The sequence below is a fragment of the Enterobacter sp. Sphag1F genome, assembly GCF_014193275.1.
Lineage (GTDB): Bacteria > Pseudomonadota > Gammaproteobacteria > Enterobacterales > Enterobacteriaceae > Pantoea > Pantoea symbiotica.
The window spans coordinates 531,478-555,513 of sequence record NZ_JACHZD010000004.1; the positions used below are offsets into that span (position 1 = coordinate 531,478).

20 protein-coding genes are annotated in these 24,036 nt (G+C 55.5%); 15 read left to right on the forward strand and 5 right to left on the reverse strand.

Annotation, left to right across the window (positions count from 1 at the left end):
- Positions 1-68: 68 nt before the first annotated feature.
- Positions 69-2,804, reverse strand: coding sequence for a two-component sensor histidine kinase BarA (barA, locus tag FHW71_RS15850; RefSeq protein ID WP_179452260.1), 2,736 nt, complete (start codon positions 2,802-2,804; stop codon positions 69-71).
- Positions 2,805-2,893: 89 nt separating this feature from the next.
- Between barA and rlmD the strand changes: the two genes are divergently transcribed.
- The 6 genes from rlmD to queE all read left to right on the forward strand — a co-directional run bounded on the left by rlmD (position 2,894) and on the right by queE (position 11,451).
- Positions 2,894-4,210 carry a 23S rRNA (uracil(1939)-C(5))-methyltransferase RlmD gene (rlmD, locus tag FHW71_RS15855; RefSeq protein ID WP_179452261.1) on the forward strand — a complete coding sequence of 439 codons (1,317 nt, stop codon included), beginning with the start codon at positions 2,894-2,896 and terminating at the stop codon, positions 4,208-4,210.
- 32 nt (positions 4,211-4,242) lie between these two features.
- Complete coding sequence (gene relA / locus FHW71_RS15860) at positions 4,243-6,474, forward strand: GTP diphosphokinase (protein WP_008104575.1); 2,232 nt, start codon at positions 4,243-4,245, stop codon at positions 6,472-6,474.
- A 111-nt stretch (positions 6,475-6,585) separates the two neighbouring features.
- Positions 6,586-7,377, forward strand: coding sequence for a nucleoside triphosphate pyrophosphohydrolase (mazG, locus tag FHW71_RS15865; RefSeq protein ID WP_179452262.1), 792 nt, complete (start codon positions 6,586-6,588; stop codon positions 7,375-7,377).
- 241 nt (positions 7,378-7,618) lie between these two features.
- The gene (gene pyrG, locus FHW71_RS15870; protein WP_007891723.1) at positions 7,619-9,256 is read left to right on the forward strand and encodes a glutamine hydrolyzing CTP synthase; all 1,638 of its coding nucleotides are present in this window, start codon (positions 7,619-7,621) and stop codon (positions 9,254-9,256) included.
- A gap of 75 nt (positions 9,257-9,331) precedes the next feature.
- On the forward strand, positions 9,332-10,630 hold the full coding sequence (gene eno, locus FHW71_RS15875; RefSeq protein WP_179452263.1) for a phosphopyruvate hydratase: 1,299 nt from the start codon (positions 9,332-9,334) through the stop codon (positions 10,628-10,630).
- 149 nt (positions 10,631-10,779) lie between these two features.
- On the forward strand, positions 10,780-11,451 hold the full coding sequence (gene queE / locus FHW71_RS15880) for a 7-carboxy-7-deazaguanine synthase QueE (RefSeq protein ID WP_061719923.1): 672 nt from the start codon (positions 10,780-10,782) through the stop codon (positions 11,449-11,451).
- A gap of 65 nt (positions 11,452-11,516) precedes the next feature.
- On the opposite strand, the gene FHW71_RS15885 is transcribed toward queE, so the two are convergent.
- The gene (locus FHW71_RS15885) at positions 11,517-12,116 is read right to left on the reverse strand and encodes an inorganic diphosphatase (protein WP_008104567.1); all 600 of its coding nucleotides are present in this window, start codon (positions 12,114-12,116) and stop codon (positions 11,517-11,519) included.
- A 129-nt stretch (positions 12,117-12,245) separates the two neighbouring features.
- Entirely contained in the window at positions 12,246-12,608 is a 363-nt protein-coding gene (queD, locus tag FHW71_RS15890) for a 6-carboxytetrahydropterin synthase QueD (RefSeq protein ID WP_155726973.1), read from the reverse strand.
- Between the two features lie 293 nt (positions 12,609-12,901).
- Here queD and cysJ point away from each other — a divergent pair, with 293 nt between their 5' ends.
- From cysJ to FHW71_RS15905, 3 genes are read left to right on the forward strand one after another with little or no spacing between them, the layout of a single operon-like run.
- A complete protein-coding gene (gene cysJ / locus FHW71_RS15895) occupies positions 12,902-14,704 on the forward strand; it encodes an NADPH-dependent assimilatory sulfite reductase flavoprotein subunit (RefSeq protein WP_179452264.1) in 1,803 nt (600 codons plus the stop codon).
- Positions 14,704-16,428, forward strand: coding sequence for an assimilatory sulfite reductase (NADPH) hemoprotein subunit (cysI, locus tag FHW71_RS15900; protein WP_179452265.1), 1,725 nt, complete (start codon positions 14,704-14,706; stop codon positions 16,426-16,428). Before cysJ ends, cysI begins: the two co-directional genes overlap by 1 nt.
- Positions 16,425-17,159 carry a phosphoadenylyl-sulfate reductase gene (locus tag FHW71_RS15905; protein WP_061719927.1) on the forward strand — a complete coding sequence of 245 codons (735 nt, stop codon included), beginning with the start codon at positions 16,425-16,427 and terminating at the stop codon, positions 17,157-17,159. Before cysI ends, FHW71_RS15905 begins: the two co-directional genes overlap by 4 nt.
- 65 nt (positions 17,160-17,224) lie before the next feature.
- Here FHW71_RS15905 and FHW71_RS15910 read toward each other — a convergent pair whose 3' ends face one another.
- Both FHW71_RS15910 and FHW71_RS15915 read right to left on the reverse strand, forming a co-directional pair.
- A complete protein-coding gene (locus FHW71_RS15910) occupies positions 17,225-17,509 on the reverse strand; it encodes a YciI family protein (protein ID WP_008104557.1) in 285 nt (94 codons plus the stop codon).
- Positions 17,510-17,518: 9 nt separating this feature from the next.
- Positions 17,519-18,544, reverse strand: coding sequence for an aminopeptidase (locus tag FHW71_RS15915; RefSeq protein ID WP_179452266.1), 1,026 nt, complete (start codon positions 18,542-18,544; stop codon positions 17,519-17,521).
- Positions 18,545-18,792: 248 nt separating this feature from the next.
- On the opposite strand from FHW71_RS15915, the gene cysG reads away from it, so the two are divergent.
- The 6 genes from cysG to ftsB all read left to right on the forward strand — a co-directional run bounded on the left by cysG (position 18,793) and on the right by ftsB (position 24,034).
- On the forward strand, positions 18,793-20,208 hold the full coding sequence (gene cysG / locus FHW71_RS15920; protein ID WP_179452267.1) for a siroheme synthase CysG: 1,416 nt from the start codon (positions 18,793-18,795) through the stop codon (positions 20,206-20,208).
- Between the two features lie 9 nt (positions 20,209-20,217).
- Positions 20,218-21,126 (forward strand): sulfate adenylyltransferase subunit CysD, encoded by a 909-nt coding sequence (cysD, locus tag FHW71_RS15925; RefSeq protein ID WP_007893231.1) that lies wholly within the window; start codon positions 20,218-20,220, stop codon positions 21,124-21,126.
- 10 nt (positions 21,127-21,136) lie between these two features.
- On the forward strand, positions 21,137-22,564 hold the full coding sequence (cysN, locus tag FHW71_RS15930; RefSeq protein WP_179452268.1) for a sulfate adenylyltransferase subunit CysN: 1,428 nt from the start codon (positions 21,137-21,139) through the stop codon (positions 22,562-22,564).
- Positions 22,564-23,169, forward strand: coding sequence for an adenylyl-sulfate kinase (gene cysC, locus FHW71_RS15935; protein WP_061719931.1), 606 nt, complete (start codon positions 22,564-22,566; stop codon positions 23,167-23,169). The genes cysN and cysC overlap by 1 nt, the downstream gene beginning before the upstream one ends.
- Positions 23,170-23,224: 55 nt before the next feature.
- Complete coding sequence (locus FHW71_RS15940) at positions 23,225-23,545, forward strand: DUF3561 family protein (RefSeq protein WP_008104547.1); 321 nt, start codon at positions 23,225-23,227, stop codon at positions 23,543-23,545.
- Between the two features lie 171 nt (positions 23,546-23,716).
- Positions 23,717-24,034 carry a cell division protein FtsB gene (gene ftsB / locus FHW71_RS15945; RefSeq protein ID WP_007893240.1) on the forward strand — a complete coding sequence of 106 codons (318 nt, stop codon included), beginning with the start codon at positions 23,717-23,719 and terminating at the stop codon, positions 24,032-24,034.
- Positions 24,035-24,036: the final 2 nt, after the last annotated feature.

Below are 24,036 nucleotides of genomic sequence, written 5' to 3' on the forward strand. Positions count from 1 at the left end.
GACCCTACAAATGCGCACGCATAGCCGTTGTAGGGTCGGCATTTATGCCGACCTGGTCCATCACCGCACTAACCTAACGCCAACAATTTTCTCGCCTCTCGCGCCACGTTCGCCATCTCATCGCTTAACTCCAGCAGCTCCGGCTCAAGCGCGTCGATATCGCTCTCCTGATGCAAACTCTTCTCCAACTGCTGACACAGCTGTTTCAGGCGCGGCACGCCGCTGTAGCTGGCGCTGCCGTGCAGCTTGTGAATAATCTCGCGCAATCCCACCACATCATTACTCGCCATCGCACTCTCAACGCGCTCTTCCACTTCTGGCAGGAAATCGAGCAGCATTTGCAGCAGATCGCGGGCTAAATCAGGTTTATTGGCGGCCTGACGCAGCGCTAGCGTCCAATCCAGTGACGGCGCAACTTCAGGCGGTTGCGGTTGCGGCTGCGGCGTGACCCGGTTCGGCGCGTAGCGTTGCAGCAGTTGGCTCAGTTTGTCCTCGTCAATCGGCTTTGCCAGATAGTCATTCATGCCAGCATTGATAAGCTGCGCACGTTCACCATCCAACGCATGCGCGGTTACGGCGACAATCGGTGTGGTGGCGTGCAGCGGCAGGCTGCGGATGATTTCGCTGGCGCGGATGCCATCGATATCTGGCATCTGAATGTCCATCAGAATCACGTCCAGCTTGTGTAGGCGCGCCTGGCGAATCGCCTGCTCGGCGTTATCACAAAGAATGATGTGCTGCACCTGCTCCTCCAGCAGCGCGCCAATCAGTTTCAGATTGGCGGGATTGTCATCTACCGCCATTACCGTCAATGGCTGACGTGCGCCACGCGGCAGCGCATCGCTTTGCCAGTCATGTAAGTCGAGCAGCATTGGCAGCAAGCGCGTTAACGAAACCGGTTTGGCGATACAACCGGCAATGCCGCGCGCCCGCAAGTCGTCGGCAAACAGCATCATTTCACTCGGCAGCGCTAGCAGCACCGAATCGGCACGCGCATGCAGACGAGTAATAAACGCATCCGACAGCGTCGCAGGATGCGGTTCGGTTACCGGCAAGCCCATCAGCAGCAGCGGAAAGTGCGTATCGGGCATCTCTTCCAGGCTGGAGAAGTGCTGCACCTGCAACGGTGTGATGCTTAGCATCTCCTGCACCGCTTTCGCCACCGCTGGATGTGGCTCGATATACGCCAGCGGCGTGGCACGCAAATCATCCAGCATGCGCGGAATGGCTGGGGCATTCGGATTGAGATCGAGATGAATATGCACCCAGAAGGTCGAGCCCTGATTCTGACGGCTGTGGAAGGCAATTTCGCCGCCCATTTCGCTCACCAGTTTCTGCGTGATCACCAACCCTAAACCGGTGCCGCCATGACGACGTGAAATACTGGCATCGGCCTGGCGAAACGCCTGGAACAGCTGCGACTGCTGCTGTTCAGAGATACCGATGCCGGTGTCATGCACCTGAATCTCCAGCTCAGCACGCGTGTTGCTGATGCTGCGTAGCTCGACGCGCAGATCGATATGTCCGTGCTCGGTGAATTTAATCGCGTTGCCAATCAGGTTGATCATGATCTGCTGCAGGCGCAGCGGATCGCCAATTACGTTGTCCGGCACCTGTTTTTCCAGGCAGACGGTAATTTCCAGCCCTTTGTCATGGGCAGATGGCGCCAGCAGCACCAGCGTTTCATCCAGCGTGGCGCGCAGCGGGAACGGGATCGACTCCAGCACCAGCTTGCCCGCTTCCAGCTTCGAGAAATCAAGCACGTCGTTAATGATGCTCAGCAGGTTATTCGCCGAACGCTCGATGGTGCTCATGTAGTCGCGCTGGTTGGTGCTCAGCCCGGTTTTTAGCATCTGGCGAGTAAAGCCAATTACGCCGTTCAGCGGCGTTCGCAGCTCGTGCGACATGTTGGCGAGAAACTCCGATTTGATACGTGCCGCTTCCTGCGCGCGCTTCTTCGCCAGATCCAGCTCCACGTTCTGAATCTCCAACTGCTCCAGCGTTTCGCGTAGATCGTAAGTCGCCTGATCAATGTTCTGCTGCATCTCTTCGTGATAGGCGGTGAGCGACATCGCCATGGCGTTGATACCGTTTTTCAGAATGCTCAGCTCGCCCAGCATGTAGCCATCCACGCGACTGTCCAGCTGGCCGCGGCGAATGCGGTCCACGGTGGTGACCATGTTGCGAATCGGGCCGGTGACGTCGCGCATCAGGCGATAGGCAAACAGCATGGCGATGCACAGGCAGAACAGCAGCAGTAGCGTGGCAACAAACACCTCTTTGTACTGCTCGAGCCGCACCGATTGCAGATCCAGCTCAATCGCCACATAACCCAGCGGATTCCCGGCTGGTTTGGCGTCTTCGCCAGGCAGCTCATCCACCGAATAGCGTTCGGAGATGATTGGCGTGCGCAAAATCATCACATTGCCTTGCCGCTCCACCGAGACGCCATCTTCCAGCGTTGAGATGTCCTCTTTCTGTAATAACGAGAGGTTTTGGTTGTTATTCGAGGTGACGTAGACGTGATTGTTGTTGTCGAAAATGGTGATGGCACGGACAATATTGGAGTGGCGGCGATGCAGAAGGCTGACTAATTCGCGAATCGCATCGCGGTTGTGCCACGTCATGCCGTATTCACTGGAGACCGCCAGCGGTTCGATGATGTTCGCCCCCGCGTCGTGCACCTGATGCTGTAATTCGTTGTAGCGGTGCACCACAAAGAAGGTACTAAGCAGCAGGCCAATCATCAGCGTTGGCGCCAGTATCAAAATCATCATTCGCGCCCGCAGGCTGTATTTGGTCATAATTGTGGCCTGGCGATTCCTGGCATTTTTCCCTGTGCGAGCGCGGTTAATGGCTGCACACCCAATTAAAGTAGAGATTTCACAATACTATGGCGCAATTTTACTCCGCAAAACAGCGTGTGACGACTAAGGCTCGCATATCCGTCACCATTGAAGACCTCGATCCTTTTGGACAAGGTGTTGCGCGCCATAAAGGCAAGGCGATGTTTGTCAGCGGCGCGCTGCCCGGTGAACAGGCGGAAGTGACGGTGTTCGAGGATAAAAGCAAATACGCGCGCGCCAAAGCCAACAAGATCCTCAATCCTAGCCCACAGCGTGAAAAACCGCGCTGCGTCCATTTCGGCGTGTGCGGCGGCTGCCAGCAGCAGCATGCTTCGGTTGCTTTGCAGCAGGAGAGTAAAGCGCGCGCCTTAAGTCGCATGCTAAGCCGAGAAGCGCCGCTGCCGGTGAAGGTCGATGAGATCATCAGCGGCAGCGAGTGGGGCTATCGTCGTCGGGCGCGTTTAGGGTTGCAGTGGCAGCCAAAACAGCAGCGTCTGCAAATGGGTTTCCGCCAGGCCGCCAGCAACGATCTGGTTGAGCTGAAGCAATGCCCGGTTTTGGTGCCCGAACTTGAAGCGTTACTGCAACCGTTGCACCAGTGTCTCAGCGATTTACAGGCGGTTAAACGGCTGGGCCACGTTGAGTTGGTGCTGGCGGACAATGGCCCGCTGATGGTGCTGCGTCATCTTGATGCACTCTCTGCAGGCGACCGCGCAAAACTGGAACGTTTTTCGCATGAGCAGCAACTGTCGCTCTATCTGGCTGATGGCAGTGAAAGTTTGCAGGCGCTGAATGCGCGTGAACCTTTTTATCACTCGTTGAATTTGCCGCTAACCTTTAGCCCGCAGAATTTTATTCAGGTCAACGATGCTGTGAATCAGCAGATGGTGGCCAAAGCCATCGAATGGCTGGATTTGCAGCCAGAGGATCGTGTGCTGGATTTGTTCTGTGGCATGGGAAACTTTACTTTGCCTCTAGGAAAGTTCGTACAAAATGCTGTAGGTGTGGAGGGCGTTGCAGCATTAGTGCAGCAGGCAGCGTATAATGCAGCCCAGAATAATCTTGAGAATGTTCGCTTCTTCCAGCATAACCTGGAGGAAGATGTATCGCGTCAGCCGTGGGCGACGCAGGGATTTAACAAGGTGTTACTGGATCCAGCGCGTGCTGGGGCCGCGGGCGTGATGACGCATGTGGTTAAACTTGCGCCAGAACGTGTGGTCTATGTTTCCTGTAACCCTACAACGCTGGCGCGTGACAGTCAGACATTGCTGTCAGCGGGCTACCATTTGGAAAGGGTCGCGATGCTGGATATGTTCCCTCATACCAGTCATCTCGAATCCATGGTGCTGTTTAGCAAAGCATAAGCGATGTCCACATCGCTGTGGCAGGAGAGGATATGGTTGCGGTTAGAAGTGCGCATTTAAATACGGCGGGCGAATTTGCCCTTGACCAGTGGATCGCCAGTTTAAGTATCAACAATCCGCAATCCTGTCAGCGACTGGCGGATGCGTGGCGCTACTGTGAAGCCGAAACGCACAACCATCCTGATCAAGCTCTGCTGCTGTGGCGCGGTATTGAGATGGTGGAAATTCTCACCATGCTCAGCATGGACATCGACAGCCTGCGCGCGGCGCTGCTGTTCCCGCTCGCCAACGCCGATGTGGTGAGCGAAGAAGATCTCGAAAAAGCCTTTGGCAAAGAGATTGTGATGTTGGTGCATGGCGTGCGCGACATGGATGCCATTCGTCAGCTGAAAGCGATTCACAACGATTCGATGGCTTCTGAGCAAGTGGATAACGTGCGCCGCATGCTGCTGGCGATGGTGGAAGATTTCCGCTGCGTGGTCATCAAGCTGGCGGAACGTATCGCCCATCTGCGTGAAATGAAAGACGCGCCAGAAGATGAGCGCGTGCTTGCGGCGAAAGAGAGCACCAATATTTACGCGCCGCTGGCCAACCGTCTTGGTATCGGTCAGCTCAAATGGGAGCTGGAAGATTACTGCTTCCGCTATCTGCATCCCGATGAATACAAACGTATTGCTAAGCTACTGCACGAACGCCGTATCGATCGCGAAGGCTACATCGAAAGCTTCGTCGCCAACCTGCGCGCCGAGATGCAGAAAGAGGGCGTGCGTGCCGAAGTGTATGGCCGTCCAAAACACATCTACAGCATCTGGCGCAAGATGCAGAAGAAGTCGTTAGCGTTCGATGAGCTGTTTGACGTACGTGCGGTGCGCATCGTGGCTGAACGTCTGCAGGATTGCTACGGCGCGCTCGGAACGGTACATACACTGTTTCGCCATCTGCCGAGTGAGTTTGACGACTACGTTGCCAATCCCAAGCCCAACGGCTATCAATCGATTCATACCGTGGTGCTGGGGCCGCAGGGCAAAACGGTGGAAATCCAGATTCGTACGCGCCAGATGCACGAAGACGCCGAGCTGGGCGTCGCCGCACACTGGAAGTACAAAGAAGGCCCAACCTCCAGCAATGCGCGCGGCGCGGCAGGACATGAAGGACGCATCGCCTGGCTGCGTAAGCTGATTACCTGGCAGGAAGAGATGGCCGATTCCGGCGAGATGCTGGAAGAGGTGCGCAGCCAGGTGTTTGACGATCGCGTGTATGTGTTTACCCCGAAAGGCGACGTGGTCGATCTGCCGGCGGGTTCAACGCCGCTCGACTTCGCCTATCACATTCACAGCGATATCGGCCACCGCTGCATTGGCGCCAAAATCAGCGGGCGCATCGTGCCGTTTACCTATCAGTTGCAGATGGGCGATCAGATTGAAGTGATCACCCAGAAGCAGCCGAATCCAAGCCGCGATTGGCTGAATCCGAACCTCGGCTATATCACCACCAGCCGCGGGCGCTCGAAAATTCACGCCTGGTTCCGTAAGCAGGATCGTGACAAAAATATTATTGCTGGCCGTCAGATCCTCGAAAACGAGCTGAATCAGATGGATATCAGCATGCGCGAAGCGGAGAAACTGCTGCTGCCGCGCTATAACGTCAGTTCGCAGGATGAGCTGCTGGCGATGATTGGCGGCGGCGATATTCGCCTCAATCAGATGGTCAATTTCCTGCAAGGCAAGCTCAACAAGCCGAGCGCCGAAGAGGAAGATCGCGAGGCGCTGCGCCTGCTGACGCAAAAGTCACATGCACCGTCGGCGCGTAAAGAGAGCGGTCGCGTGGTGGTGGAAGGCGTAGGCAATCTGCTGCACCACATCGCCCGCTGCTGCCAGCCGATTCCTGGCGACGATATCGTGGGCTTTATCACCCAGGGACGCGGCATCTCGATTCACCGTGCCGACTGTGACCAGCTAACCGAGCTGATTTCGCATGCACCGGAACGTATCGTTGATGCGGTGTGGGGCGAGGATTACTCCAGCGGTTACTCGCTGGTGGTGCGCGTCACTGCCAACGATCGTAGCGGCCTGCTGCGCGATATCACCACCATTCTGGCTAACGAAAAGGTCAACGTGCTCGGCGTCTCCAGCCGCAGCGACACCAAAAAACAGCTGGCGACCATTGATATGGATATTGAGATCTATAACCAGCAAGTGCTTGGCCGCGTGCTGGCACGCCTTAATCAGGTGCCGGACATTATCGACGCGCGCCGTTTGCACTGATTTAGAGCCGTTTGTCCCCCATCCCGACCTTCCCCCGCTCGCGGGGGAAGGAGACGCTGCCGTATGTGACATCGGCGCAGCTCTCCCTAAATTTTCCCAAAGGATCCTCTCATGACGCCCTTAAACCGCCTGCTCACCATCATGCAAACCTTGCGCGACCCGGAGCGCGGCTGCCCGTGGGATCGTCAGCAAACCTTTGCCTCGATCGCGCCCTACACGCTGGAAGAAACCTACGAAGTGATCGATGCCATTCAGCGCGAAGATTTTGCCGATCTGCGCGGTGAACTTGGCGATCTGCTGTTTCAGGTCGTGTTCTACGCACAGATGGCCGATGAGCAGCATCGCTTCAATTTTGACGACGTCTGCAACGCCATCAGCGACAAACTTGAGCGCCGTCATCCACACATTTTTGGTGATGTTCAGGCCGAAACCAGCGAAGAAGTGCTGAAAAACTGGGAAGCGATCAAACACAGCGAGCGCGCGGAAAAATCGCAGCACTCCGCGTTAGATGACATCCCCAAAGCGCTGCCGGCATTGATGCGCGCGCACAAAATTCAGAAGCGTTGCAGCACGGTGGGCTTCGACTGGAATAATCTCGGTCCGGTGCTGGATAAAGTGCATGAAGAGATCGACGAAGTGATGCACGAAGCGCAGCAAGCGGTGGTAGATAAAGACAAGCTGGAAGAGGAGATCGGTGATTTGCTGTTCGCGACCGTCAATTTATCGCGCCATTTAGGCAGCAAAGCGGAAGTCGCGTTGCAGAAAGCCAACGATAAGTTTGAGCGCCGTTTCCGTCAGGTTGAGGGCATTATCGCCTCACAAGGTTTAGCGATGAGCGATGCCACCCTGGATCAAATGGAAGAGGCCTGGCTGCAGGTGAAAGTGTTGGAGAACAAGCAGTAAGAAAATCTGGCGATTATTCCAGCGCTGCGCATAAAATCGCCGCTTGAGCTTACTCGATTCAGCCTTGCGGCGACTTTGTGACGTACATCAACATTTCACACCATGCTATCCGCTATGTTACCGGCTTACCTGTGGAGGATGATGGTGTGATTCATCAATTGTGGCTTAAGACGACTTCAAGTATACTATTTTCCCGTCTTGGTTATTCCACCGTCTTTAAACCTAAACTCTCAGGTTCAGCATGACAACGAATTATATTTTTGTGACCGGCGGGGTCGTTTCCTCTCTGGGCAAAGGCATTGCCGCAGCCTCCCTCGCAGCTATCCTTGAAGCACGTGGTCTGAATGTGACCATCATGAAACTCGATCCGTACATCAACGTCGATCCGGGTACCATGAGCCCAACGCAGCACGGTGAAGTATTTGTTACCGATGATGGGGCCGAAACCGATCTGGATTTAGGTCACTACGAGCGCTTCATCCGCACTAAAATGTCGCGCCGCAACAACTTTACTACCGGTCGTATCTACTCAGAAGTGCTGCGCAAAGAGCGTCGCGGTGACTATCTGGGCGCCACGATTCAGGTTATCCCACACATCACCAACGCCATCAAAGAGCGCATCATTGAAGGCGGCGAAGGTCATGACGTCGTTCTGGTCGAGATCGGCGGTACCGTGGGTGATATCGAATCTCTGCCGTTCCTCGAAGCGATTCGCCAGATGGCGGTCGATGTCGGTCGTGAACACACCATGTATATGCACCTGACGCTGGTGCCGTATATGGCGGCCGCAGGCGAAGTGAAAACCAAGCCAACCCAGCATTCAGTGAAAGAGCTGCTGTCGATCGGGATTCAGCCAGACGTGCTGATCTGCCGTTCTGACCGCGCTGTGCCTGCGAATGAGCGCGCTAAAATCGCGCTGTTCTGTAACGTGCCAGAAAAAGCGGTTATTTCCCTGAAAGATGTGGATTCCATCTACAAGATTCCAGGCATGCTGAAATCGCAAGGTCTGGATGATTACATCTGCAAGCGTTTCAATCTGAACGCGCCGGAAGCGAACCTGGCCGAATGGGAACAGGTGATTTACGAAGAAGCCAATCCGGGCGGCGAAGTGACCATCGGTATGGTCGGCAAATATGTCGAACTGCCGGATGCGTACAAGTCAGTGATTGAAGCGTTAAAACACGGCGGCCTGAAAAATCGCGTTACCGTGAACATCAAACTGATCGACTCGCAGGATGTTGAAACGCGCGGTGTCGAATTATTGAAAGATCTGGATGCTATTCTGATCCCTGGCGGCTTCGGCTACCGCGGTGTGGAAGGCAAAATGATGACGGCGCAATACGCCCGTGAGAACAACGTGCCTTACCTGGGTATTTGCCTGGGCATGCAGGTTGCGCTGATGGAATTTGCCCGCAACGTTGCCGGTATGGAAGGCGCGAACTCTACGGAATTTGTGCCAGACTGTAAGTATCCGGTGGTTGCGCTTATCACCGAATGGCGTGACGAAGAGGGCAACGTTGAGCAGCGTACTGAGCAGAGCGATCTGGGCGGCACCATGCGTCTGGGCAGCCAGCAGTGCCAGTTGACGCCGGAAAGCAAAGTGCGTCAGTTGTACGGTTCTGAAATCATTACCGAGCGCCACCGTCATCGTTACGAAGTAAACAATATGTTGTTGAAGCCGATTGAAGCGGCGGGTCTACATATTGCCGGTCGTTCTGGCGACGATCAGCTGGTTGAGATCATCGAGATCCCGAACCATCCGTGGTTTGTTGCCTGTCAGTTCCACCCGGAATTCACGTCGACCCCACGCGATGGTCATCCGCTGTTCGCTGGCTTTGTGAAAGCCGCGCAGGAACACCAGAAGCGTTTAGCGAAGTAAGTTTCACGAACAGCGCGCGAACTTTTCGCGCGCTGTTTGTCTTAGGATTGACTAACTTGTACTGAGGAAAATCGAATGTCCAAAATCGTAAAAGTCATCGGTCGCGAAATCATCGACTCCCGTGGCAACCCAACTGTAGAAGCAGAAGTGCATCTGGAAGGCGGTTTCGTTGGTCTGGCTGCTGCGCCATCAGGTGCATCAACCGGTTCTCGCGAAGCTCTGGAGCTGCGTGACGGTGACAAATCTCGTTTCCTGGGCAAAGGCGTAACCAAAGCGGTTGCGGCTGTTAACGGTCCAATCGCTAACGCGGTAACCGGTAAAGATGCCAAAGACCAGGCGAACATCGATAAGATCATGATCGAGCTGGACGGTACTGAGAACAAATCTAACTTCGGTGCTAACGCCATTCTGGCGGTTTCACTGGCTGCTGCTAAAGCTGCTGCTGCCTCTAAAGGCCTGCCGCTGTACGCACACATCGCTGAACTGAACGGCACCCCAGGCAAATACTCTATGCCGCTGCCAATGATGAACATCATCAACGGTGGTGAGCACGCCGACAACAACGTCGACATCCAGGAATTCATGATTCAGCCAGTTGGCGCGAAAACGTTGAAAGAAGCGATTCGTATGGGTTCTGAAGTGTTCCATCACCTGGCGAAAGTGCTGAAGTCTAAAGGCATGAGCACTGCTGTAGGTGACGAAGGTGGCTACGCGCCAGACCTGGGCTCTAACGCCGAAGCACTGGCTGTTATCGCTGAAGCGGTAAAAGCAGCAGGCTACGAGCTGGGCAAAGACATCACCCTGGCGATGGACTGCGCAGCATCTGAATTCTACAAAGACGGCAAATATGTGCTGGCTGGCGAAGGCAACAAAGCCTTCACTTCAGAAGAGTTCACGCATTTCCTGGAAGATCTGGCTAATCAGTATCCAATCGTTTCTATCGAAGATGGTCTGGACGAATCTGACTGGGCTGGTTTCGCATACCAGACTAAAGTGCTGGGCGACAAACTCCAGCTGGTAGGTGACGACCTGTTCGTAACCAACACCAAGATCCTGAAAGAAGGTATCGATAAAGGCATCGCTAACTCCATCCTGATCAAATTCAACCAGATCGGTTCACTGACCGAAACTCTGGCTGCAATCAAGATGGCGAAAGATGCGGGTTACACTGCGGTGATTTCACACCGTTCAGGTGAAACCGAAGATGCAACCATCGCTGACCTGGCGGTAGGTACTGCAGCTGGCCAGATCAAAACCGGTTCTATGAGCCGTTCTGACCGTGTTGCTAAGTACAACCAGCTGATTCGTATCGAAGAAGCACTGGGCAGCAAAGCACCGTTCAACGGTCTGAAAGAAGTTAAAGGCCAGGCGTAATCGTCTGAGTATGCTGCCTGCGGGCGGCATCGTCTGAATAAAGCCCCGCCTTGTGCGGGGCTTTTGCTTTTATTTGGCACGAAGCAGCTGTTACACGGCGTGCAAGATCTGCCATAATCTGCGCCTCAAATTTTAGACGTGAGTGAAAAATGTTCTACCCGATTAACGAAATGTTCCAGACGCTGCAGGGCGAAGGTTTTTACACCGGTGTTCCGGCGCTGTTCATCCGCTTACAAGGATGTCCGGTGGGCTGTAGCTGGTGTGATACCAAACATACCTGGGAAAAGCGGGCGGATCGGGAGACCTCGCTCGGCGATATTCTGGTTAAAACCGTGGAAAGCGATGCATGGGGCAGCGCCGATGCGGCAATGCTGATCGAGACCATTCAACGTCAGGGCTGGACCGCACGTCATGTGGTGATCACCGGCGGCGAACCGGCGATTTTTGATCTGCGTCCTTTGACGGAACAATTAGAAGCGGCGGGATTTGCCTGCCAGATCGAAACCAGCGGCACGCACGACGTGCAGTGTTCTGACGCGACCTGGGTGACGGTTTCACCCAAGGTGAATATGCGTGGTGGCTACGACGTATTGCCGCAGGCATTGCAGCGCGCAGATGAAATCAAGCATCCGGTGGCGCGTGAGCGTGATGTGGAAGCGTTAGATGAATTGCTGGCGGGATTGCACGACGATAAAAAGCGCATTGTGGCGCTGCAACCCATCAGTCGTGGTGATGCGGCCACCAAACTCTGTATTGAAACCTGTATCGCCCGCAACTGGCGGCTTTCGATGCAGACGCATAAGTATTTGAATATTGCCTAATTCGGCCTGGTGCGCATAAATGCGCACCCTACATGTAGGGTCGCCATTCATGGCGACCGCAACCTTTACTGCTTCGCTTTATAGGCATCAAACGCCTGTTTGATTTCAGTTTTGGCTTTCGCCGCATCTTCAAAACCATTCAGCTCCACTTTCTTCCGACCATCCGGCAACTGCTTATACACGCGGAAGAATGCCTGCAAACGCTCTTGCTCGATCTTCGGCAGGTCGCTCATCTCTTTAATGTCGTCGTAGGTCGGGTCGATTTTGCTGGTTGGCACGGCGACGATTTTGTCGTCCTTTTCGCCGCCATCAATCATTTTCAGCACGCCAATCGGACGGAGTTTGATCAACGTGCCCGGTTGTAGCGGCGCGCGAGTATAGAAAATCACATCCAGCGGATCACCATCTCCCGCCAGCGACTGCGTCAGCGAGCCATAGTTTGCAGGATAGGCAACCGGCATTGACTGAAAACGGTCTGCAAAAATAAAGCCGGTTTTGGCGTCGGTTTCATATTTGATCATGCCGCCGGCTGGAATTTCGGTTACGGCAAAGAACTCATCCGGCACTTTATCCGGTTGTGGAAAATCGAGAATATTTTGCGCCTGAACGGCGGCAGAGGCGGAAACAAAAACTGCAATCAGGGAAAGGCGTTTTACCAGGTTCATTGTTGATTCTCTTGATCTTTAATGAAGGAGACAACAACGTAGAGGCGACAGATGACAGTGGGATGAAAGGTAAGTAAAGAAGCGTATAGCAGGAAAGTCAGGCTGCACTAACGCAGCCCGAAAACACAATTAACCTTTGTAGATACAACCGGCGGTGCAGGTCTCTTTAATCATCACCGCGCTTAATTCCGGCAGAATCGGCTTCATCTGATCCCAAATCCATTTTGCCAGCACTTCACTGGTAGGGTTTTCTAAACCCGGAATGTCATTCAGATAGTGATGATCGAGGCGTTCATACAGCGGCTTAAACTTCGCCTTCAGTTCGGCAAAATCCATTACCCAACCGGTATGCGCATCCACTTCGCCGGTAATTTCTAATCGCACCAGGAACGAATGGCCGTGCAAACGCCCGCATTTGTGGCCTTCCGGCACGTGAGGTAAGCGGTGGGCAGATTCGAACTGGAACTCTTTAAATAACGTGGTAGACATAATGGCTCTCAGACTTAAAAACCGCTGAAGTCTACCTGAATTGCAGATTTTTCGCACCCGCTGGCAACGAAAAGGGCATTTTACGCCTTCTCAACGCCAAACGTCTAATTAACTCATTGAATCATATCGCCTTCATTTACCACTTTTGCTGGTTAACTTTACCCGAAAAACCATTTAGTCATTTTGGTTATTTAATATGTCGAAGGCGTATTTAATCGTTAATATACAGCCCGGTAACCTACGCATTCTTTCGCAACATATTGATCCGGACTTCTGACACTGGAATTTTTAACGCAATGACGACTCAGGCACCAGGTTCACTGCTTCCGTTATCACCGGAGCAACTCGCGCGCTTACAGGCGGCGACCACGGATTTCAACACCACTCAGATGGCCTGGCTCTCCGGCTATTTCTGGGGCATGGTCAATCAGACGCCGGGTGCGGTTGCCGCGCCAGCGCCGGTTCAGGCAGAAACCCCGACCATCACGCTGATCTCCGCCTCGCAGACCGGTAACGCGCGTCGCCTGGCTGAGCAGCTGCGTGATGACCTGCTGGCCGCCAAGCTGAGCGTCAATCTGGTTAACGCCGGCGATTACAAATTCAAGCAGATCGGTCAGGAAAAGCTGCTGGTGGTAGTGACCTCCACGCAAGGCGAGGGCGAGCCACCGGAAGAAGCCGTGGCGCTGCACAAGTTCCTGTTGTCGAAGAAAGCGCCGAAGTTTGAGGGCACCGCGTTTGCGGTGTTTGGCCTTGGCGATACCTCTTATGAGTTTTTCAGCAAAGCCGGTAAAGACTTTGATGAGCGTCTGGCTGAGCTGGGTGCAGAACGTCTGCTGGATCGTGTGGATGCTGATGTTGAATACAAAGAGCAGGCGAACGCCTGGCGTCAGCAGATCACTGAAATTCTGAAAGCGCGAGTGCCGAGCGAATCGCCAGCACAGGCCGCCATCACGGCGGCGGGCAGCGTCAATCTGGTCGACAGCAGTCCGTACACCAAAGAAGAGCCGCTGGTGGCCAGCTTTGCGGCTAACCAGAAGATCACCGGACGCGATTCGGATAAAGATGTACGTCACATTGAGATCGACCTTGGCGATTCTGGCCTGCGCTACCAGCCGGGCGATGCGCTGGGCGTGTGGTTTGAAAACGATGACGAACTGGTGCAGGAATTGCTGCAGCTGGTGTGGCTTAAAGGTGACGAGCCGGTAGAGGTGCAGGGCAAAACTCTGCCGCTGGCTGAAGCGCTGAAAACGCATTTCGAGCTGACGGTCAACACGCCACAAATCGTTGAGCAGTATGCGGCGCTGTCCCGCAATGACGCGTTGCTGGCGCTGGCCGGTGACAAGCCGAAGCTGCAGAGCTATGCGCAGAGCTTCCCGATTGTCGATATGGTGCGTCAGGCACCAACAGAACTGAATGCCGAACAATTAACTGGCCTGCTGCGTCCGCTGACGCCGCGCCTGTATTCAATTGCCTCTTCGCAGGCGGAGAACGAAACCGAAGTGCACATCACCGTGGGTGCGGTGCGCTTTGAAATTGACGGTCGCCAGCGCGGCGGCGGCGCCTCAACCTGGTTAGCGGATCGTATCGAAGAGGATGGCGAAATTCGCGTCTTCATTGAGCACAACGATAACTTCCGCTTACCGGCTAATCCGGAAACGCCAGTGATCATGATTGGTCCGGGCACCGGCATCGCGCCGTTCCGTTCCTTTATGCAGCAGCGTGACAACGATGGCGCAGGCGGTAAAAACTGGCTGTTCTTCGGCAACCCGCACTTCACCGATGATTTCCTTTATCAGGTGGAGTGGCAGAAGTACGTCAAAGATGGCCTGCTGACCAATATCGATCTGGCATGGTCACGCGATCAGGCCGAGAAAGTTTACGTACAAGATAAAATCCGCGCCAAAGGTGCGGAGGTGTGGAGCTGGTTACAGGAAGGCGCGCACCTTTACGTCTGCGGCGACGCCAATCGTATGGCGAAAGACGTTGAGCAGGCATTACTGGATGTGGTGGTCGAACACGGCGGCATGGATCGTGAAACGGCTGACGAATTTTTAAGTGAGCTGCGCATTGAGCGCCGTTATCAGCGAGACGTTTACTAATGAGCGAAAAACATCCTGGACCGCTGGTCGTTGAAGGCAAGCTGGTCGACGCTGAGCGTCTGAAAAAACAGAGCAACTACCTGCGCGGCACCATCCTCGATGATCTCGACGATGGTCTGACCGGCGGCTTCACCGGCGACAACTTCCTGCTGATCCGTTTCCACGGTATGTACCAGCAGGATGACCGCGACATTCGTGCCGAGCGCGCAGCGCAGAAACTCGAACCGCGTCACGCCATGATGCTGCGCTGCCGTCTGCCGGGCGGCATCATCACGCCAACGCAGTGGCTGGCGATTGATAAATTCGCCACCGATAAAACCATTTACGGCAGCATCCGTTTGACTAACCGTCAGACTTTCCAGTTTCACGGCATTCTGAAGAAGAACGTGAAGCCGACGCACCAGATGCTGCACGAAGTCGGGCTGGATGCGCTGGCGACCGCCAACGACGTTAACCGTAACGTGCTGTGCACCTCGAATCCGGTGGAATCAGAGCTGCATCAGGAAGCGTACGAATGGGCGAAAAAGCTGTCAGAGCATCTGCTGCCGCAAACCCGCGCTTACGCTGAAATCTGGTGGGACAAAGAGAAGGTCGCGACCACAGATAAAGAGCCGATTCTTGGCGAAACCTATCTGCCGCGTAAATTCAAAACCACGGTTGTGGTGCCGCCGCATAACGATGTCGATCTGCACGCCAATGACCTGAACTTCATCGCCATCGCCGAGAAGGGCAAGCTGATTGGCTTTAACCTGCTGGTTGGCGGTGGTTTGTCGATTGATCACGGTAACAAAGCGACCTACGCGCGCACCGCGAGCGAGTTCGGCTTCCTGCCGGTTGAGAAGATCCTCGACGTGGCGGCTGCTGTCGTCACTACGCAGCGCGATTGGGGTAACCGTACCGATCGTAAAAATGCCAAGACCAAGTACACGCTGGAACGCGTCGGCGTTGAGACCTTCAAAGCGGAAGTGGAAAAGCGCGCCGGTCTGACATTCGAACCGATTCGTCCGTATGCGTTCACTTCGCGCGGCGACCGTATTGGCTGGGTGAAAGGCATCGATAAGAAATGGCACCTGACGCTGTTCATCGAGAACGGCCGTCTGCTGGATTATCCTGGCCGTCCGCTGAAACGCGGCATTGCCGAAATTGCCAAAATTCATCAGGGTGATTTCCGCCTAACCGCCAACCAGAACCTGATTGTGGCTGGCGTGCCGGAGAAGCAAAAAGCGCAGATCGAAGCCATCGCCCGTGAACACGGTTTGATGGAAGCGGTCACGCCGCAGCGTGAAAACTCCATGGCATGTGTGGCGTTCCCGACTTGTCCGCTGGCGATGGCCGAAGCCGAGCGCTTCCTGCCGTCGTTCGTCACCAAAGTGGAAGAGATTATGCACAAGCACGGCGTCGGCGAAGAGCACATAGTGTTACGCGTTACCGGTTGCCCAAATGGTTGTGGCCGTGCTTTGCTGGCTGAGTTGGGTCTGGTGGGCAAAGCGCCGGGCCGTTACAACTTACACATTGGCGGCAACCGCGAAGGTACGCGCATCCCACGCATGTACCGCGAGAACATCAACGAAGGCGAAATCCTTGCCAGCATTGATGAGCTAGTGGCGCGCTGGGCAACCGAGCGTCAGGCTGATGAAGGCTTTGGCGACTTCGTGATTCGCACCGGCATCATTAAAGCCGTGGTTGATCCCGCCCGTGATTTCTGGGACTCGGAGGCAGTATGACGGTACTCGATCTCGCAGCACTGAATGGTTCATCAAAAGTTGACCGCATTATGGCGCTGGCTGAAAGCAACGTGCAGCTGGAGAAACGCACGGCGGAAGAGCGCGTCAGCTGGGCGCTGGAAAATCTGCCAGGCGCATTTGTGCTGTCATCCAGCTTTGGTATTCAGGCGGCGGTTTTGCTGCATATGGTGACGCAGCAGAAGCCGGACATTCCGGTGATCCTGACCGATACCGGTTATCTGTTTCCGGAAACCTATCGCTTCATTGATGAGCTGACCGACAAGCTCAATCTCAACCTGCAGATTTTCCGTGCTGATACCTCAGCGGCATGGCAGGAAGCACGTTACGGCAAACTGTGGGAGCAGGGCGTCGAAGGGATTGAGCAGTACAACCAGATCAACAAAGTGGAACCGATGAACCGTGCGCTTGAAACGCTGGGCGCGCAAACCTGGTTTGCTGGCCTGCGCCGCGATCAATCTGGCAGTCGCGCCAGCTTGCCGGTGCTGGCGGTGCAGCGCGGCGTGTTCAAGATTCTGCCGATCATTGATTGGGATAACCGTCAGGTGCATCAATATCTGACCAAACACGGATTGAAATACCATCCGCTGTGGGATGAAGGTTATCTGTCAGTGGGCGATACGCATACCACTAAAAAGTGGGAGCCGGGCATGGCAGAAGAAGAGACGCGCTTCTTCGGCCTGAAGCGCGAATGCGGGTTGCATGAGGGGTGATTGACCAGGTCGGCATAAATGCCGACCCTACAACGTAGGGAGCGCATTCATGCGCTCCTTTTTAATCAAATCCCTTTCAACACTGCAAACTCTTCCGCCGCACGCGTCACATTCACTTTCGTCACTTCATAATGTGCCACTGCCACAAACGGATCTTCCGCCAGAATGGTATCCAGCCGCGCACGATCAATATCCTTCACCAGCAGCACGCCGCCGGTGCGCGGATCTTTACGTCCCGCCGCAATAAATACGCCGCTGTCAAAATAGCGATTAAGCCACGCAACATGTGGGTCGAGTAACGCTTCCACTTCTTCTACCGGACGAAAATAGTTCAGATATACCACGTACATAGTGAATCCTCAGGTTGTCGGATTAGCGAGCTCGGTTAGCAGCGGCAGCAGAATCTTCACGCTATCACGCGTGCGTTGCGTGATGCGGCCTGGCAGCCAGTGATCGAGATAGTTGAGGTTATCGCGCTCGGTTTGATGGCGCACATTGCCTGTCGGGAAATGGCTGGATCGCGCACGCTGTTGCTGCCCATCTTTATTGCCCAGCGCCCAGTTGGCGGCGGTGACATCCAGCAATGGCATGCCGGCTTTATCGAACGGATTGACGCCTGGATAATCGCGTGCGGTCATCGCGTGGCTGGCGGCGGAGATGCCGTAACGGTGCGCCAGCTGCACGGCGCGCGCGCTGGTCTGCTTGCGTACCGCCGATGGCGTATTGATGCCGCTATTAAAGTAGAGATGATCGCCGACGATCAGGCTATTCAGATCGATCACCAGCAGCGTGTTCTTCTTCTCTTGCACGCTCATGCGCGCCAGATAATCATCCATGCCATGCAGGCCCGCTTCACCAGCGCTCAGCGCCACAAAGCGAACGCCGTAATGCAGCGGCGTCTTACTCAGTGCCTGCGCCAGCTCCAGCATCACGCCCAGCCCGGAGGCATTGTCATCCACGCCTTGCAAGCGCAGGCCGCCGAGATTGTTATCCGCTTCATGGCGGCTGAGCGGCGTCCAGGTATCCAGATGCGTAACGATCAGGATCTCCTGCGGCACTTCACCGGCACGCGCGGCAATCACCGAGGTGGCCGTGACTTTGTGCGGGCGGCTCTCGCCCTTTTTCTCCAGCCAGTTATAGCTGGTTTTGAACTGGCGGGTATTACTCTGATATCCCAACTGGCTGAACTGCTGCTGCAGATAATCGGCAGTCAGCAGCTCGGCTGGACTGCCGCTCATGCGGCCGGGAAAATAGGTGGCGATATGGCGTAATTGCTGTTCGGCAAAATGCCCCGGCGCGGTGGAAGTGCTCGCAGCCTGAGCTAAGAAAGGCAAACCGCCCGCAAGCAGTGCTGCCAGCACGCAGCGGCGGAAAGTGGCAAACATAGTGATAGTCCTTTTCTGACATCCAGTGATGCTAAAAAAATTCCGAGATAGTATGAAACTGTGATGACGCTTGCACAATTTGATTTGCTCCGAAACACCAGCAATATCATTTGTTAAGCACAAAATGTTATCAGCAATCCTGGGTCGTTATTCCATTCGGTAACTACTCATTCCAATTCGTAATTTCATCTGTCCGAAGGGCGGGACGTATAGTCGCGTTAACTTATTGTAAAACTAGCAAGGTTAACGTGGATTATCTGCCTCTCTTTGCCGATCTCAAAAGCCGTCCGGTGCTGGTTGTCGGCGGTGGCGAAATCGCTGCGCGCAAAATAGAACTGCTGCGGCGTGCCGGTGCGCGCGTGCTGGTCGCCGCGCGCGAACTCGGCCATGAGCTGCAGGCGCTGCTGGAAATTGAGGCGATTGAATGGATCGCCCACAGCTTCGATCCGGCGCAGCTGGATGGCGTGTTCCTTGTGATTGCCGCTACCGATGACAACGCGCTCAACGCGCAGGTGTTCGATGCCGCCAACGCGCGCCACAAGCTGGTGAACGTGGTGGACGATCAGCCGAAATGCAGCTTTATCTTCCCGTCGATTGTTGACCGTTCACCGCTGGTGGTGGCGATCTCTTCCAGCGGCACCGCGCCGGTGTTAGCGCGCTTGCTGCGTGAAAAAATTGAAGCCTTGCTGCCGGCCAATCTCGGACAGATGGCGGAAGTGGCTGGGCAGTGGCGCGAAAAGGTCAAGCAGCGCTATCACCGCATGTCTGAACGCCGTCGTTTCTGGGAGCGCGCCTTTAATGGTCTGTTCGCCAGCCAAATGGCGGCGGGCAACGTCAATGAAGCGCGGCGCACGCTGGATCACGAGCTGGAAAACGATAGCGACAATCAGGGTGAAATCACGCTGGTGGGCGCCGGTCCGGGCGACAGCGGTTTGCTGACGCTGCGTGGCTTGCAGGTGATGCAGCTGGCCGATGTGGTGTTGTATGACCATCTGGTCAGCGACGAAGTCCTCGAATTAGTTCGCCGCGATGCCGACCGCATCTGCGTCGGTAAACGCGCCGGTGCGCATTCGGTGCCGCAGGAAGAGACCAATCAGATGCTGGTGACGCTGGCTAAACAGGGCAAACGCGTGGTGCGTCTCAAAGGCGGCGATCCGTTTATCTTTGGCCGCGGTGGCGAAGAGCTGCAGGCGGCGCAGGCGGCGGGCATTCCGTTCCAGGTGGTGCCGGGCATTACCGCGGCGGCAGGCGCAACCGCTTATGCCGGTATCCCGCTGACCCATCGCGACCACGCGCAGAGCGTGCTGTTTATTACCGGTCACTGCCGCGCTGATGGCGACGGCATTGATTGGCCGTCGCTGGCGCGCGCACGTCAAACCTTAGCGATTTATATGGGCACGGTGAAAGCGGCGGAAATCGCTGCCGGGCTTATCGAACATGGCCGCGCGGCCTCCACACCGGTGGCGGTGATTGGGCGCGGCACGCGTCAGGATCAGCAGGTGCTGACCGGAACCTTAGATCAACTGGAAGCGCTGGCAGCCGCCGCGCCCACGCCAGCACTGTTAGTGATTGGCGAAGTCGTAAATTTGCACGGGCAATTGGCCTGGTTCCAACATTCGGCACAGCAGGGGGCTCGCGAGTCCGCCGTTGTCAATTTGGCTTGAGGAAAAATTATGGACCAAAATCGACTTACTCATCTGCGCCAGCTGGAGGCAGAGAGTATCCATATCATCCGCGAGGTGGCGGCCGAGTTCAGCAATCCGGTGATGATGTACTCCATCGGTAAAGACTCCTCGGTAATGCTGCATCTGGCGCGCAAAGCCTTCTATCCGGGCACGCTGCCGTTTCCGCTGCTGCATGTTGATACCGGCTGGAAATTCCGTGAAATGTACGAGTTCCGCGATCGCACCGTGAAAGCGATGGGCGCGGAGCTGCTGGTGCATCGCAACCCGGAAGGCGTGGCGATGGGCATCAACCCGTTTGTCCACGGCAGCGCCAAACACACCGACATCATGAAAACCGAAGGCCTGAAGCAGGCGCTGAACAAATACGGCTTTGATGCGGCATTTGGCGGCGCGCGTCGTGATGAAGAGAAGTCACGTGCGAAAGAGCGTATCTACTCCTTCCGCGATCGCTTCCACCGCTGGGACCCGAAGAATCAGCGTCCTGAGCTGTGGCACAACTACAACGGCCAGATTAACAAAGGCGAAAGCATCCGCGTGTTCCCGCTCTCTAACTGGACCGAGCTGGATATCTGGCAGTACATCTTCCTCGAGAATATCGAGATCGTGCCGCTGTATCTCGCGGCGCCGCGTCCGGTGCTGGAGCGTGATGGCATGCTGATGATGATCGATGACGACCGTATCGATCTGCAGCCAGGCGAAGTGATCAAACAGCGCATGGTGCGTTTCCGTACCCTCGGCTGCTGGCCGCTGACCGGCGCGGTGGAATCAGAAGCGCAGACGCTGCCAGAAATTATTGAAGAGATGCTGGTCTCCACCACCAGTGAACGCCAGGGCCGCGTAATTGACCGCGACCAGGCTGGTTCGATGGAAATGAAGAAACGTCAGGGTTATTTCTAAGGAGACGCAGATGAATACCGTTATTGCACAACAGATTGCCGATCAGGGCGGCGTAGAAGCCTGGCTGACCGCGCAACAACATAAAAGCCTGCTGCGTTTCCTGACCTGCGGTAGCGTCGACGACGGCAAAAGTACCTTGATTGGTCGCTTGCTGCACGACACGCGTCAAATTTATGAAGATCAGCTCTCCTCGCTGCACAACGACAGCAAACGTCACGGCACCCAGGGCGAGAAGCTGGATCTGGCGTTACTGGTTGATGGCTTGCAGGCAGAGCGTGAGCAGGGCATTACTATCGATGTGGCGTATCGCTATTTCTCGACAGAGAAGCGCAAATTCATTATTGCCGACACGCCGGGACACGAGCAGTACACCCGCAACATGGCGACCGGCGCATCGACCTGCGATTTGGCGATCCTGCTGATCGATGCGCGTAAAGGCGTGCTGGATCAGACGCGTCGTCACAGCTTTATCTCCACGCTGCTGGGCATCAAGCATCTGGTGGTCGCCATCAATAAGATGGATCTGGTGGAGTACAAGCAAGAGACCTTCGAGCAGATCAAACAGGATTACCTCGATTTCGCCGCGCAACTGCCGGAAGACCTCGATATTCGCTTTGTGCCGATGTCGGCGCTGGAAGGCGATAACGTGGCAACGCCAAGCGTCACCATGCCGTGGTACAGCGGCCCAACGCTGCTCGACGTATTAGAAACCGTTGAACTGAATCGCGTGGTGGATCATCAGCCGATGCGTTTCCCGGTGCAGTATGTCAACCGTCCTAACCTCGATTTCCGTGGTTATGCCGGTACGCTGGCTTCGGGCGTGGTGAAAGTCGGCCAGCGCGTGAAAGTGCTGCCTTCTGGTGTTGAATCTACCATCACGCGTATCGTCACCTTCGATGGCGACCTGCCTGAAGCGGGCGCCGGTGAAGCGATTACGCTGGTGCTGAAAGATGAGATCGACATCAGCCGTGGCGATCTGCTGGTGGATGCGGAAGCTGAACTGCAGGCGGTGCAATCCGCCAACGTTGACGTGGTGTGGATGGCGGAACAGCCGCTGCAGCCGGGCCAAAGTTACGAAGTGAAGATCGCCGGTAAGAAAACCCGCGCGCGCGTAGAGAAAGTGATCCATCAGGTGGAGATCAACTCGCTGGAGAAGCGCACGGTGGATAGCCTGCCGCTTAACGGCATTGGCCTGGTGGAACTGACCTTTGACGAACCGATGGTGCTGGACGCTTATCGCCAGAATCCGGTGACCGGCGGCATGATCTTTATCGATCGCCTGAGCAACGTGACGGTTGGCGCGGGCATGATCAATCAGCCGCTAACCGATGTGCGTGCACAAGCGGGTCAGTTCAGTGATTTCGAGCTGGAGCTGAACGCGCTGGTGCGTCGTCACTTCCCACACTGGAACGCGCGCGATCTGCTGGGTGGCAAGTAATGGCGCAGCACGATGAAAACGTGGTGTGGCACGATCATCCGGTAACGCGCGAGGAGCGCGAACAGCAGCACGGCCATCAAGGCGTGGTGCTGTGGTTCACCGGGCTTTCCGGCTCGGGGAAATCTACCGTTGCTGGCGCGCTGGAGCAGGCGCTGCATCGGGCGGGGGTGAATACCTATCTGCTGGATGGCGACAACGTGCGTCACGGCCTGTGCCGTGACCTCGGCTTCAGCGATGACGATCGTAAAGAGAACATTCGCCGCGTCGGCGAAGTGGCGAAACTGATGGTCGATGCCGGTTTAGTAGTGTTGACCGCCTTTATCTCGCCGCATCGCGCGGAACGTAACATGGTGCGCGATCTGCTCGCGGAAGGGCAGTTTATCGAAGTGTTTGTCGATACGCCGTTGGTGGTGTGCGAAGCGCGCGATCCTAAAGGTTTATACAAAAAAGCCCGTGCCGGTGAGCTGCGAAATTTCACCGGCATCGATAGCGTTTACGAGGCGCCAGACGCCCCGGAAATCCACCTTGATGGCGAACAATTGGTTACAAAACTCGCCGGCCAATTGTTAGACCTGCTGCGTCACCGCGATATCATCAGATCCTGAACCGACAGCGGCAAATCCCTCTGGGTTTGCCGCGCTTAGCGTCAACAGGACCTCTATGCAGAACGTAACGCCCATGCTAGCCCGCAAAGATGAACGCACCCCGGATGAGCCTCGCTCGTCACTGCCGGGCGGCGTGTTTGGCTTTCTCTCGTACTGGTGCGCGCTGGCGATTCCGTTCATGCTCTACGGCTCCAACACGCTGTTCTTCTTCCTCTACACCTGGCCATTCTTCCTCGCGCTGCTGCCGGTTTCGGTGCTGATTGGCATCGTGCTCAGCCTGATGATCCGCACTCACTTATTCTGGAGCGGTATCGCCACGGCGATGGTGGTGATATGCCTGTTCTGGCTGCTGTTCTCATTTCTCTCTGGTTGGTAACGCCCAGCTGATGTGCAAACGCATCGGCAGGTTACAAAACTTTACCTGCCGTCTCGCCTTCTACTCTGGCATTATTTGTCCGGCTAAACGCCCGTGCGCGGCATTTTCGCCGCCGCTGTGGAGTCCAGCGTCAAGTTATGGGATGATTGGGCCGTTTTTCAGGGGGCGGGGATGGGAAAACTGACGTTACTGCTACTCGTGCTGCTGGGATGGCTTCAATATTCCCTGTGGCTGGGTAAGAACGGTATTCATGACTATACGCGCGTCAACGAAGACGTCGCGTCACAACAGGCGAATAACGCCAAGCTTAAAGCGCGTAACGATCAGCTATTCGCCGAAATTGACGATCTCAATGGCGGCTCTGAAGCGATCGAAGAACGCGCACGTAATGAACTGGGCATGATTAAGCCCGGTGAGACTTTCTATCGTCTGGTGCCAGACCAGAACAAACGTAACGCGCAACAAGCTGCGCAAAATCAACAACGATAAGC

What these genes read in the sequence shown, in the direction of transcription:
- mazG (WP_179452262.1), top strand. Translation starts at nt 6,586, where the DNA reads ATGACGCCCTTAAACCGCCTGCTCACCATCATGCAAACCTTGCGCGAC.
- cysC (WP_061719931.1), top strand. Translation starts at nt 22,564, where the DNA reads ATGGCGCAGCACGATGAAAACGTGGTGTGGCACGATCATCCGGTAACG.
- cysD (WP_007893231.1), top strand. Translation starts at nt 20,218, where the DNA reads ATGGACCAAAATCGACTTACTCATCTGCGCCAGCTGGAGGCAGAGAGT.
- eno (WP_179452263.1), top strand. Translation starts at nt 9,332, where the DNA reads ATGTCCAAAATCGTAAAAGTCATCGGTCGCGAAATCATCGACTCCCGT.
- queE (WP_061719923.1), top strand. Translation starts at nt 10,780, where the DNA reads ATGTTCTACCCGATTAACGAAATGTTCCAGACGCTGCAGGGCGAAGGT.
- FHW71_RS15885 (WP_008104567.1), bottom strand. Translation starts at nt 12,116, where the DNA reads ATGAACCTGGTAAAACGCCTTTCCCTGATTGCAGTTTTTGTTTCCGCC.
- cysJ (WP_179452264.1), top strand. Translation starts at nt 12,902, where the DNA reads ATGACGACTCAGGCACCAGGTTCACTGCTTCCGTTATCACCGGAGCAA.
- cysN (WP_179452268.1), top strand. Translation starts at nt 21,137, where the DNA reads ATGAATACCGTTATTGCACAACAGATTGCCGATCAGGGCGGCGTAGAA.
- FHW71_RS15910 (WP_008104557.1), bottom strand. Translation starts at nt 17,509, where the DNA reads ATGTACGTGGTATATCTGAACTATTTTCGTCCGGTAGAAGAAGTGGAA.
- FHW71_RS15905 (WP_061719927.1), top strand. Translation starts at nt 16,425, where the DNA reads ATGACGGTACTCGATCTCGCAGCACTGAATGGTTCATCAAAAGTTGAC.
- barA (WP_179452260.1), bottom strand. Translation starts at nt 2,804, where the DNA reads ATGACCAAATACAGCCTGCGGGCGCGAATGATGATTTTGATACTGGCG.
- ftsB (WP_007893240.1), top strand. Translation starts at nt 23,717, where the DNA reads ATGGGAAAACTGACGTTACTGCTACTCGTGCTGCTGGGATGGCTTCAA.
- FHW71_RS15915 (WP_179452266.1), bottom strand. Translation starts at nt 18,544, where the DNA reads ATGTTTGCCACTTTCCGCCGCTGCGTGCTGGCAGCACTGCTTGCGGGC.
- pyrG (WP_007891723.1), top strand. Translation starts at nt 7,619, where the DNA reads ATGACAACGAATTATATTTTTGTGACCGGCGGGGTCGTTTCCTCTCTG.
- cysI (WP_179452265.1), top strand. Translation starts at nt 14,704, where the DNA reads ATGAGCGAAAAACATCCTGGACCGCTGGTCGTTGAAGGCAAGCTGGTC.
- FHW71_RS15940 (WP_008104547.1), top strand. Translation starts at nt 23,225, where the DNA reads ATGCAGAACGTAACGCCCATGCTAGCCCGCAAAGATGAACGCACCCCG.
- relA (WP_008104575.1), top strand. Translation starts at nt 4,243, where the DNA reads ATGGTTGCGGTTAGAAGTGCGCATTTAAATACGGCGGGCGAATTTGCC.
- rlmD (WP_179452261.1), top strand. Translation starts at nt 2,894, where the DNA reads ATGGCGCAATTTTACTCCGCAAAACAGCGTGTGACGACTAAGGCTCGC.